Source organism: Romboutsia sp. 1001713B170131_170501_G6 (assembly GCF_015668195.1).
GTDB lineage: Bacteria > Bacillota > Clostridia > Peptostreptococcales > Peptostreptococcaceae > Romboutsia_C.
Genome location: NZ_JADPFC010000001.1, coordinates 429,617 through 442,398 on the forward strand (window position 1 = coordinate 429,617; position 12,782 = coordinate 442,398).

Sequence of the window (12,782 nt, forward strand, 5' to 3'; positions counted from 1 at the left end):
TTAATTATTTATAGTTATGTAATAGTATGTTAAATATTTATAGTATTAGTTTAAACAAATTTATCTAAAATATAAAAAAACTTATAATAATAAAACTTTAATATATGGATAACTTAAAAGTAAACACTATTTAAAAGAAAGGATAAGTTATGAAAAAAGAAGTTAAAGTAAATGAAGGAAGGTCAGATAATAATCCATATATGGATAAGTTATTAAAAGAAAACAAAACTAAAATGGAAATTGCAAAAGAAATAAGTACTAATAAAAAAATAAGTGACATAGTAGGAGAAAGATTATCTAAAAAACATCATTTCCCACCATGTTAAATTAAATTTAGGAGGAAACTAATGGAGAATAAATTTTCAAATGGACATTATAAAGACGCAATTGAGTATGCAAAATATATACTTTCAAATAGTTCCTCTATAAAAGAAATAGCTGAGAATATAAATTCATTAGAAAAAGAAGGCGATAATAAAAAAGCAAGTGATAATTAAATTACTAACCAAATAATATAGTTATAAAATAGTAGGTTAATTAATATTTATATTAAATAACCTACTATTTTATTTGAATAAATTATTTAACTAAGTGTAGTTATATATAAATTATTAAAAAATATAAATAAAAACACTAATATTAATTATTAAAGAATGGGGTAATAAAGTTTAGGGGGGATTATTATTAATAAATTACTTAATACATATAAAGGACTCCCAAAAGAGATATATATACTGTTTATAGGTAAAATAGTAAATAGTATAGGTTCGTTTGTACATCCTCTTATGTCGTTGATACTTACACAAAAAATAGGAATGTCAGCTTTTGAAGCCGGTCAATTTGTGACAATGCTCGCAGTATTTCAGGCTCCATGTATGATAATTGGAGGAAAGTTAAGTGATACGATTGGAAGAAGAAAAGTTATAATAATATTTCAAGCTTTAGGCGCACTTATGTTAATTATATGTGGACTTATGGATACTACTGTATTAACAGCTAAGATAATGATATTATCATCATGTTTTTATTCAATATCATCACCTGCTTATGATGCGTTAAATGCAGACTTAACTAATGACGGAAATAGAAAAGAATCATACTCACTATTGTATATGGGAGTGAATATTGGTTTTTCTATAGGTCCAATACTTGGTGGATTTTTATATAAAGATTATTTATCTTTAATATTCATAGGAGATGCTATAACTACCTTAATAGCCCTAACACTATTTATATTTTATGTAAAAGAGCCAACAAAAATTAAAAAAAGCAATGTAATAGAGTCAAAAGAAATATATGATGATGAATATAAAGATTTTTCTACTTTAAAAGTATTAATAAAAAGACCTATACTAATAGCATTTCCTATTATAATGCTATTATATCAATTTTCATATTCTCAATGGGGATTTTCTCTTCCTCTTCAAATGGGAGAAATATTTAAAGATGATGGAGCAAGATTATATGGATTATTAGGAGGATTAAATGGATTTATAGTAATTATATTAACTCCTATACTTACTAGTAAAACTAAAAAATATAAATCTATGAAGGTTATGTCTATAGGAGGAATTTTATATGGGTTATGTTTTTTAGTGGTTAGTTTTTCAAAAGTAATGCCATTATTTTTCCTAGCAATAATATTATTAACTATAGGAGAAGTTTTAATAGCTATTAATAGTTCGGCTTTTATAGCGAACAATACTCCTATATCTCATAGGGGAAGGATAAGTTCTATAGTACCATTGATTACTGGAATGGGATATGCAATGGGACCTATGATAATGGGTAAAATTATAGATTCAAGCTCTATATTTATAGGGTGGATAGTAGTTATGTTGGCATCTTTTATAGGAGCATTGGGGCTTTTAACATTAAAAAAACTTAAATTAGAAATAAATGAAGAATAACTAGCATAAAAAATAGAAATTAATATGAATATTAAGAATAAAGTACTTTTTAAATCGTACTTAAATAGATAAAATTTAAAAAAAGTTCATAAATTATTGAAAAAAAATTCTGTTATGCTATAATAAACCTATAAATACGAATTATTAAAAAAAATTATGGAATAATAATCGGTTTTATAAGGGGAGGAAATAAAAAATGATGAATCAAAGTTCGGTTATCTATCAACTAGATGGGAAGCCCAAATTAACAGAAGCTATACCTTTAGGTCTTCAGCACATACTTGCGATGTTTGTTGGAAATGTTACACCGCTGATAATAATTTCAAATACGCTTAATTTATCATTAGCTGATAAAACTGCTTTAATACAATGTGCTATGTTTGTATCTGGAATAGTAACATTAATACAATGTTATAAAGTTGGTCCATTTGGAGCAAGATTGCCAATAGTTATGGGAACTAGTTTTGGGTTTGTGCCAGTACTTACAGCGATAGGTGTTAAGTACGGATATGAAGCAATACTTGGAGCATGTCTAGTAGGTGGTCTTATAGAAGTAATATTTGGGAAAAGTATGAAAAAATTAAGAAAATTTTTCCCACCAGTAGTAACAGGAACAGTAGTTTTAGCTATGGGGATATCTTTACTTCCAACAGGTATAAATTATTTTGCAGGTGGAGTAGGATCTAGTGACTTTGGTTCGGTATCAAACCTTATATTAGGGACAGTAGTTTTACTAACTGTATTAATTTTTAATCAATATACTAAAGGAATAGCTAGTTTAGCATCTATACTTATAGGACTTATAGTTGGGTATGTAGTAGCAATAGCAATGGGAAAGATAGATTTCTCACAACTTTCACAGGTGTCTATGATATCTATTCCAATGCCTTTTACATTTGGGTTTGAGTTTCGTCTAGACGCAATATTTGCAGTAGCTTGTGTATATATAGTTTCAGCAGTTGAGACAGTCGGGAATATAACATCAATAACACATTCAGGTATAGGAAGAAATGCTACTGATAAAGAAATAGCAGGTGGGGTTATGGCAGATGGTATAGGAAGTGCTATAGGTGCAATATTTAGTGTACTTCCAAATACTGCTTTTGGGCAAAATGTAGGGATTATAGCCATGACTAAAGTTATAAATATAAATGTAGTAGCAACAGGTGCAGTATTTTTAATATTAGCAGCAGTATTTCCAAAGTTTGGTGCGATAATATCTTTAATGCCTTCAAGTGTATTAGGTGGGGCTAGTGTAATGATGTTTGCAATGATTGCAGTTAGTGGGATAAAGCTTATAACTAGTGAGCCTCTTAATAATAGAAATAGTACAATAGTAGCACTTTCATTAGGTGTTGGAGTTGGATTGTCATTTGTACCAGGAGTTCTTTCTAATATGCCAGAATCTATACAACTAATATTTGGGGATTCAGGAATTGTATTAGTTGCAATTATAGCATTAGTTTTAAATATAGTACTTCCAAAAGAAGAAAAATCTGTAGAATTAGAAGTTAAATTAGAAGGTCAAATATCTTAATATAAATAAGAAAATAGCTATTTTTATATATAAAAATAGCTATTTTTTTATAAAAATCCTTTAGATATATGTGTTAAAATTTTGTTTAAATTTAGGTATAAGTTATATATAATTATAATAGGGAAAGATATAACAGGGGGAAATATACCGATGAAAAGGATATTTAATAAATTAAATGGGGATATAATAATTATAAATAATAAGGGAGACATATTATTTTGTAATGAAGTATTTTTAAAAAAATTGGGATATAAACAAGATGATATTATAAAAAATAATATAAATAATATTTTATATAATAGAGAGGATATTGATTATATAAAAAAAGAAAATAATATAGATTTATTGTTTTATAAAAAAACAAAAGAGATTGTTAGATTCAACTGCGATATAATAATAGATTTTTTTGAAGAAAAAGAATCAATTTTTATATTATGTAAAGAAGTAAGCAAATCATATACAATAGAAGACTTAGAGAATCTATTAGATAATATACCAATAGGATTATGGATTAAGGATATAGATGGTAAATATTTATATTCAAATAGCTATTTAGCAGGCCTTGCCAATAAAGAAAAAGAAAAGATGGTAGGAAATTATGATATAGATAATTTTAAAGATGAGTATGCTTATTTATATAAAGAGGTAGATGAAGAAATAATAAATACAAAAAAACCAAGGCTATTAGAAGAAATTATAAGAGTAAATGGGATGGACAGAGAATTTGAAACATATAAGGCACCTATACTTGGTAAAAATGAAGATGTAGTTTATACTGTAGGAGCTACAAGAGATATAAGCTTGAGAAAAAAGATAGAAGAACAGGTATTTAATAATCATAATCAAATATCAACTTTACATAATATTTTAAATAGATCTAATAGAGATATAAAAGGATTATTAGAAAATGTTTGTGATGAACTCTTAAAATCCTTAAGTAGTGACGGAATATCTATATGGTTATATGATAAAGATAAAAAAGAATTAAAATTATATATAAGAAGAGGATATTTTGCTAGCTCACTGCATGAAGGTATAATAAAGCTAGATACAGATAAAATGAGATGGGAGCTTTTAAATGAGATTTCAGATGGGCTAAAAGGGATAAGTGAAGTAAGTTATATGGATATCTATGAAGAAATGAAAAGTGATGGAGTAAAATATCTAGGAATTTATAAAATAAAATTAAGAGATGATAATATAGGTATATTAACTATACCTTATAATGATGATAATCAGCCTCCAGAATATGACCAAAGTAATTTTATAAAGGCTATATGTAGTCAAATGGCTATATTAATCAAAAACTTAAAACTTACTGATGAAATAAAAATAGAAAATAACAAAAGAAGCAATACAGAAAGAGAATTAGCGTTGTTTTTAGAAACAGCAGTTGATTTAGTAGGGGTTATAGGTGAAGATGGATATTTTAAAAAAGCAAACTCAAAATGGAGTGAAGTACTAGGGTGGACGGAAGAAGAATTAATGAATATTAATTTAAAAAATTTACTACATCCTGAAGATAGGAAAAAGGTATTACAAGTTAAAGATTTTAAAGAAGGTTCTAAATTTAGAAAAAATGTTAAGTATAGATATTTGAATAAAAGTGGCAAATATACATGGTTATATATAGGTAGCAAGTATGTAGAAGAAAAAAAGCATTTTTTAGTTACAGGAAGAGATATAACAAAGGAAATGTATGCAGAAGAACAAACTAAAAAATTAGAAAAAGTTATTGAAATAGAAAGTTTGAAAAATGAATTTTTCTCTAATATATCACATGAATTTAAGACTCCACTTAATATAATACTTGGGAGCATGCAATTATTAAATCAAAGTATAGATAAAAATAGTATAACTACTGAAAAACTTATTAATCATATAAATACTATAAAGCAAAATTCTTATAGACTTTTAAGGCTTGTAAATAATCTTATAGACATAAGTAAAATAGAAACAGGATATTATGAATTACAACTTTCTAATAATAATATAGTTAGTATAATAGAGGATATAACTCTATCAGTTGTAAATTATGTGGAGTGTAAAAATATAAACTTAATATTTGATACTGATACAGAGTGTGAAATATTAGCATGTGACCCTGATAAAATAGAGAGAGTCATGTTAAACTTATTATCAAATGCAATAAAATATACAGGAGAATATGGAGAAATAATAGTAAGTTTAAAATCAGATAATAAAAAAGTAATAGTATCTGTAAAAGATAATGGAACTGGAATACCTAAGGATAAAATAGGAATTATATTTGATAGATTTGGACAAGTAAATGATGCACTAATAAAAAGAAGAGAAGGTAGTGGAATTGGTTTATCCTTAGTTAAATCTTTAGTAGAAATGCATGGAGGTTCTATAAGGGTAGAAAGCGAAGTAAATATAGGAAGTGAATTTATATTTGAAATACCGATATCTTTAATTGAAGATGAAGAAGTAACTATATTAGATAAGAATTTAAGAGGTTCACAAATAGAAAAGTGCAATATAGAGTTTTCAGATATATATAATATTTAAAAATCAAAATGTATATTTTAAAAAAAGTAAAAATATAGAAAATTTTGAAAAAAATTCTTGACTTTGAAAATAAAGCTTACTACAATTAACTTGAAAGATAAAAAAATATAAAAAAATATGTAAAATAAATTAATGAATAATTAATTTTAAACCATGAAGGTTTTCACTATCTAAAGTGAAAACCTTTTTTTTGATTTATTAAAAACAATTTGGGTTGAAATTTTAGGGAGTAAACAATTTATTATGGGGGAGAGAAGAATGAAAGTAAAAAAATCAATATCTATAATGATAAGTTTAGCACTAACAGCTAGTATATTAGGGGGATGTTCTAACACAAAAACAGAAGAATCTAAAGGGACAGGAACAAAGGTAGTTAGTGAAAATAGTAGAAAGTCAAGTAATGAGTTAGTAGTAGCAGTGGCATCTGAACCAGAAGAAGGGTTTGATGCTACAGTAGGTGGCCATGGTTCTATGACAAGAGTATTATTTAGCACATTATTTAAAAGAGATAAAAATCTTGGTATGGAAAATGATTTAGCATCTTCATACGAAGTAAGCGAAGACTTATTAACTTGGATAGTTAAATTAAGAGAAGATGTATTGTTTACAGATGGAGAAAAGCTTACAAGTGAAGATGTTGTATATACATATGAAAAAGCTAAAGGAAGTGGATCAAGTATCGACTTAACAATGTTAGATAGTGTTAAAGCTATTGATGATTATACTGTAGCATTTACTTTAAATAAACCACAGTCCACATTTATAGAAAAAATGGCTTATATAGGAATAGTGCCAAAACATGCACATAATGAAAATTTTAAAGACAATCCTATAGGATCTGGACCTTATGAATTTATACAATGGGATAAAGGTCAGCAAGTTATAGTAGAAGCTAACGAAAATTATTATGATGAAAAACCAAAAATGAAGAAATTGACAATGGTATTTTTAGATGATGATGCAGCCTATTCAGCAGTTAAAGCAGGACAAGTAGATATTGCATCAATACCAGGAAGTTTAGCAAGTGCTGATATTGAAGGTAAAAAAATAATTGAATTAGATAGTATAGAGACTTATGGTATAGAGTACCCAATGCAAAAGGGTGGTCAAAAAGATGAAAATGGAAATAAAGTTGGTAACGATGTTACTAGTGACAAAGCCATAAGAGAAGCTTTAACTTATGCAGTAGATAGAAATATGTTAGTAGAAGGAGTTTTAAATGGACATGGAACTGTATCTACTACAGGACTTGAAAAAATGCCTTGGTTAAATAAAGAAACAGTAATAGATGAAAAACAAGATATAGAAAAAGCAAAAAAGATTTTAGAAGATGGTGGATGGAAAGATACTAACAACAATGGAACTATTGATAAAAATGGAGTTGAAGCAGAGTTTAAATTACTTTATACAGATGGAAAATATAGACAGGAACTAGGACTTTCTTATGTAGAAGTGGCAAAACAATTAGGTATAAAAGTAAAATTAGAAGCAAGGACTTGGGATGATATAGAAAGTGAAATACATTCAGAGCCAGTATTATTTGGATGGGGTTCAGGAGATCCATCAGAATTATATAATTTATATAGCTCAAATATAATAGGAAAAGGTGTATCTTGGAATAACGCAGGATATTACAAAAATAAAAACGTAGATGAATACATAGATAAAGCATTAGCTAGTAAGGATGAAAACGCAGCTATAGAGTATTGGAAAAAAGCACAATGGGATGGAAAAACAGGATTTTCAACACTTGGGGATTGTACATATACATGGCTAGTAAACGCAAATCACTTATTTATAGCAGATGAAAATTTAGATATAGGAACACCTGTAGTTCAGCCACATGGAGGTAGAATTTTAGATAATATTGATGAATGGGATTGGAAATAGTATAGGGGAAAAATATGAAAAATAAAGATTTAATACATAAATATATACTAAAAAAACTTGGTAAACTTATAACTCTTTTAGTAGCAATATGTGCTATAACATTTTTATTGATGGAAAATTCTCCAATAGATCCAGTTAAAGCATATGTTGGAGCTGACTTAACTGTTAGTTATGAACAAAGAGAAAATATAGAAAAATATTGGGGCTTAGATAAGCCCCCAATAGAAAAATTTACATCTTGGTTTAGCCAAATAGCAAAAGGAGATTTAGGGACTTCTATGATATATAGAAGACCAGTATCAGAAGTTATAGGAGAGAGATTTTTAGCATCTATAATATTAATGATAATAGCATGGGTAATATCTGGAGTACTTGGGTTTATTATGGGAATAATATCAGGAATAAATGAAGGAAAAAAAATAGATAAATTTATTAGAGGGTATTGTTACTTATTAATATCAACTCCAACATTTTGGTTAGGAATATTATTTATAATGATATTTTCAGTAAAACTTAAAATGTTTCCAGTAGCTTTAGGAGTTCCTATAGGAGTATTATCACATGAAGTTACAATATCTAGTTTAATAAAACATTTAGTGTTGCCAGCACTAACTCTTAGCGTTATAGGAGTTTCTAATATATGTTTACATACTAGAGAAAAAGTTGTAGAAGTTATGAATAGTGACTATGTACTATTTGCAAAAGCTAGAGGGGAAAATAAAAAAGAAATAGTATTTAATCATGTTATAAGAAACGTATCACTTCCAGCTATAACGCTACAATTTTTATCATTTAGTGAATTATTTGCAGGTACTGTATTTGCAGAACAAGTATTTTCATACCCAGGATTAGGCCAGGCAACAGTAGATGCAGGTCTTAAGGGGGATTTACCACTTTTAATGGGAATAGTAATAATAAGTTTAATATTTGTATTTGTGGGAAATACAATAGCTGATTTATTATATAGATTTGTAGATCCGAGAATAAGAGGAGGACAGAATGTATAATGAATGATATAAAATCTTACAGTACAAAACTTAATATAGGCATAAGAGAAAAAACTATTTTATCTATATCTTTATTTACTATATTTTTACTAAGTGTAATGATTTTTGGAAGGATTATAGGTGAAGATAAAATAGCTATAAACTTAGTAAATAAAAATTTAAACCCAAGCATAAATCATCTATTTGGAACAGACTGGATGGGAAGAGATATGTTTTATAGAACTATAAAAGGACTTAGTATAAGTTTAACAATAGGTATGCTTGCATCTATAATAAGTGGTTTTATAGCTTTAATCCTTGGAATATTAGGAGCAACTTTTTCAAAAACATTAGATTCTATAATAACTTGGATAATAGATTTGTTTTTATCTATACCTCATACATTAATAGTGATACTAATATCTTTATCAGTTGGGGGAGGATTAAAAGGTATAGTACTTGGAGTTGCACTTACTCATTGGCCATCTTTAACTAGAATAATAAGAGCAGAAGTTATTCAAATAAGGAACTCTGAGTATTCAAGAATTTCAAGAAATTTTGGTAAGTCAAATTTATATATAGCAATAAATCATATATTACCACACGTTATACCTCAATTACTTATAGGAATAGTATTAGTGCTTCCTCATGCAGTACTTCATGAAGCATCTATAACATTTTTAGGATTTGGTCTACCACCACATGAACCAGCCATAGGGATAATATTATCAGAGGCTATGAAATATTTAAGTAGTGGACATTGGTGGCTTGCGTTTTTTCCTGGTGCTAGTTTAGTTTTAGTATCTATTATGGTAGATAACATAGGTAAAAATATAAGTAAGCTAATAAATCCTAAAAGTGCATATAAATAGGAGGGGATTATGAAAAAGGAGCCAATACTTTGCGTTAAGAACTTAGGAATATCATTTTCACAATATACAAAAGGATTAAGAAAAAAAGAATTAAAAGTAATAACAGATTTAGATATAGATTTATATGAGGGAGAGATACTAGCAATAGTGGGTTCTAGTGGTTCAGGAAAAAGCTTATTAGCACATGCAATGCTTGGTATACTTCCTCACAACTCTAAATTAGAAGGTAAAATAATATACAAAGGAAAAGAAATAACTCAAAAGGAAAAAGAAGATTTAAGAGGTAAGGAAATAGCTTTTATACCACAATCAGTAAATTTTTTAGATCCACTGATGAAAGTATCAAGTCAAGTTCAAATATCAATAAAGGATAAGAATAATAAAAAATCTATACAAAGAAGTATATTTAAAAAGTATAGATTAGATGAAAATGTTGATAATTTGTACCCATTTGAAATTTCAGGAGGAATGAGTAGAAAAGTATTATTATCAACAGCATTAACATCAAGTTCTAAGATAATAATAGCTGATGAGCCAACACCAGGATTAGATGAAAAATCTTTAATGGAAGTACTAAAAGACTTTAGAGATTTAGCAGATAGTGGGTGTGCAGTACTTATTATAACACATGACATAGAGGCAGCACTTAAAATAGCAGATAGGGTAAGCGTATTTTATGCAGGAACGACATTAGAAGTAGCAAGTGTTAAAGATTTTAAAAATGGTGGAAAAAACTTAAGACATCCTTATACAAAAGCATTGTATAATGCACTTCCTCAAAATGGATTTAAATCAATAAAAGGAACACAACCTCTACCATCAGAATTACCTAAAGGATGCTTATTTTATGATAGATGTGATATTCCAAAAAGTGAATGTAAAAACAAAAGGCCAGAGATGACCTATATAAGAGATGGGATGGTGAGATGTTTAAATGCAACTTAAAGCAGAAAATATAGGATTTAAATATAGTAAAGATAAATACATACTAAAAAATGTTAGTTTTAGTATAAAAAGTGGAGAAGTAGTAGGACTTATAGCACCTAGTGGATATGGTAAAACTACTTTGGCTAAAATACTTTGTGGATATGAAAAAGCACAAGAGGGAAAAGTTTTAATAGATGGATATAATAAAAAGAAGGGATATAATCCTGTGCAACTAATCTTTCAACATCCAGAAAAAGCAGTAAATCCTAAATGGAAGATGAGAAAAATACTAGAAGAAGCATTTAAGCCATCTAAAGATCTACTTTATAAAATGGGAATAAAAAAAGAATGGTTAAATAGATGGCCAAGCGAATTATCAGGAGGGGAGCTACAAAGATTTTGCGTATTAAGGGCATTATCAAAAGATACTAAGTTTTTAATAGCAGATGAAATGACTACTATGCTCGATGCAATAACACAAGCTCAAATATGGAATGTAGTATTAGAGTTTGTAAAAGAAAATAATATAGGCATGATAATTATAAGTCATGAAAAAGCTTTAATAGATAGGCTTTGTGATAGAATTGTTGACTTAGGTAAATTTAAAGATGAATTAGAAGATAGTTATATAAGTGAATACAATATAAGTATTAGTTAAGTAGGTTTTATGACCTACTTTTTTGTTTTATATAAATTTATTATTTTAAATAATTGTTTATATTGCTAAAAAAGTGTATTCATACAATTTGGAAATATTGTTAAATTGTATCGGTTAAAATAAAAATATTATATAATTATGTTAGAAAATAAAGAAGGGTGAGATAATTATATGAATAAATTTGTTTACACACCAGGACCAACAATAGTAAGGGAAAATGTAAGATTAGCTATGGCAAAATATGCAACTAATCCAGATTTAGACTATGAATTCTATGATTTTTATAAAAACACATGTAAAAAAATAGGAAGCATAATTAATACTAAAAACCCAGTGTACATATTAGGTGGAGAAGGGATATTAGGGCTTGAGGCAGCATGTGCATCATTAACAGAAGAAGGTGATAGAGTACTTGTAATTGACAATGGTATATTTGGGAGAGGATTTGATGATTTTGTAAAAATGTACAAAGGAGAAGTTGTATATTTTTCACAAGCATATGATGAGCCAATAGACATAAAATATCTAAAAGCATTTTTAGAAAAAGATAGTAATTTTAAGTATGCTACTATTGTTCATTGCGATACTCCAACAGGAGTATTAAACGATTTAAGTCAAATATGTCCATTATTAAAAGAATATAACATATTGACAGTTGTAGATTCTGTTTCAGGTATGGTAGGTGAAGAGATAAGAGTAGATGATTGGAAAATAGACATTGTCTTAGGAGGTTCTCAAAAAGCTATATCATCACCAGCAGGGCTTACTGTAGTAACTTTGAGTGAAGATGCAGTAAATACTATAAAACAAAGAAAAGAACCTGTAACTGGTTTTTATTGCAATTTAGGTATATGGGAAAATTATTATGAAAAAAAATGTTTCCCATATACAATGCCAATAAATGATATATTAGCTTTAGATAGAGCTATTGATAATGTACTAGATGAGAAAATAGAAAATGTATTAAATAGACATAAGAAGATAGCTATTGCTACTAGAAATGCTATTAAAGAGTATGGATTAGAACTATATTTAAAAGAGGGATATTCAAATACTGTAACAAGTGTAAAAATACCTAAGAATATAGGTGCTCTAAATTTAAAAGATCATATTTTAAATAAATATAATGTATTATTAGCTACATCACTGGGAGAATATGAAGATAAAATCTTAAGGATAGGTCATATGGGGGAAAATGCTAAATTAGAATATATTATATATGTATTAAATGTAATTGAAAATGGGTTAAGTGATTTAGGATTTAAAGGAAATGGTAAATTAGTTGAGTTATTTAATAAATATTATTTTTAGTTAGTTAATATAGTTAAAGTATTTGAAAATGAAAAAGAACATATAAAAGGAATAATATATAAAGCACTAGCTTAATTTAAAATAAGCTAGTGCTTTTAAGCGTATAAGAAAGTTAAATTAAATAGTAGAAAGAAAATTTATAATAAAATATAAAAATAT

The 12,782-nt window shown here is 27.4% G+C and carries 11 protein-coding genes; all 11 read left to right on the top strand.

Annotation, left to right across the window (positions count from 1 at the left end; genetic code table 11):
• The first annotated feature begins 149 nt into the window (after nt 1-149).
• The 11 genes from I4U89_RS02115 to I4U89_RS02165 all read left to right on the top strand — a co-directional run bounded on the left by I4U89_RS02115 (nt 150) and on the right by I4U89_RS02165 (nt 12,623).
• Nucleotides 150-326 carry a hypothetical protein gene (locus I4U89_RS02115; protein WP_195938023.1) on the top strand — a complete coding sequence of 59 codons (177 nt, stop codon included), beginning with the start codon at nt 150-152 and terminating at the stop codon, nt 324-326.
• A gap of 21 nt (nt 327-347) precedes the next feature.
• Complete coding sequence (locus I4U89_RS02120; protein WP_195938024.1) at nt 348-497, top strand: hypothetical protein; 150 nt, start codon at nt 348-350, stop codon at nt 495-497.
• 243 nt (nt 498-740) lie between these two features.
• A complete protein-coding gene (locus I4U89_RS02125) occupies nt 741-1,910 on the top strand; it encodes an MFS transporter (RefSeq protein ID WP_330615529.1) in 1,170 nt (389 codons plus the stop codon).
• A 196-nt stretch (nt 1,911-2,106) separates the two neighbouring features.
• Nucleotides 2,107-3,447, top strand: coding sequence for a uracil-xanthine permease family protein (locus I4U89_RS02130; protein WP_330615511.1), 1,341 nt, complete (start codon nt 2,107-2,109; stop codon nt 3,445-3,447).
• A 150-nt stretch (nt 3,448-3,597) separates the two neighbouring features.
• Nucleotides 3,598-5,979 carry a PAS domain-containing sensor histidine kinase gene (locus I4U89_RS02135; protein ID WP_195938025.1) on the top strand — a complete coding sequence of 794 codons (2,382 nt, stop codon included), beginning with the start codon at nt 3,598-3,600 and terminating at the stop codon, nt 5,977-5,979.
• Between the two features lie 258 nt (nt 5,980-6,237).
• Entirely contained in the window at nt 6,238-7,869 is a 1,632-nt protein-coding gene (locus I4U89_RS02140) for an ABC transporter substrate-binding protein (RefSeq protein ID WP_195938026.1), read from the top strand.
• A 14-nt stretch (nt 7,870-7,883) separates the two neighbouring features.
• Nucleotides 7,884-8,876, top strand: coding sequence for an ABC transporter permease (locus tag I4U89_RS02145; RefSeq protein WP_195938027.1), 993 nt, complete (start codon nt 7,884-7,886; stop codon nt 8,874-8,876).
• Nucleotides 8,876-9,727 (top strand): ABC transporter permease, encoded by an 852-nt coding sequence (locus tag I4U89_RS02150; protein WP_195938028.1) that lies wholly within the window; start codon nt 8,876-8,878, stop codon nt 9,725-9,727. The genes I4U89_RS02145 and I4U89_RS02150 overlap by 1 nt, the downstream gene beginning before the upstream one ends.
• Before the next feature lie 9 nt (nt 9,728-9,736).
• Nucleotides 9,737-10,672 (top strand): oligopeptide/dipeptide ABC transporter ATP-binding protein, encoded by a 936-nt coding sequence (locus I4U89_RS02155; RefSeq protein ID WP_195938029.1) that lies wholly within the window; start codon nt 9,737-9,739, stop codon nt 10,670-10,672.
• Nucleotides 10,662-11,312 carry an ABC transporter ATP-binding protein gene (locus I4U89_RS02160; protein WP_195938030.1) on the top strand — a complete coding sequence of 217 codons (651 nt, stop codon included), beginning with the start codon at nt 10,662-10,664 and terminating at the stop codon, nt 11,310-11,312. Before I4U89_RS02155 ends, I4U89_RS02160 begins: the two co-directional genes overlap by 11 nt.
• A gap of 171 nt (nt 11,313-11,483) precedes the next feature.
• Nucleotides 11,484-12,623: a pyridoxal-phosphate-dependent aminotransferase family protein gene (locus I4U89_RS02165; RefSeq protein ID WP_195938031.1), complete on the top strand. Its 1,140-nt coding sequence runs from the start codon at nt 11,484-11,486 to the stop codon at nt 12,621-12,623.
• Nucleotides 12,624-12,782: the final 159 nt, after the last annotated feature.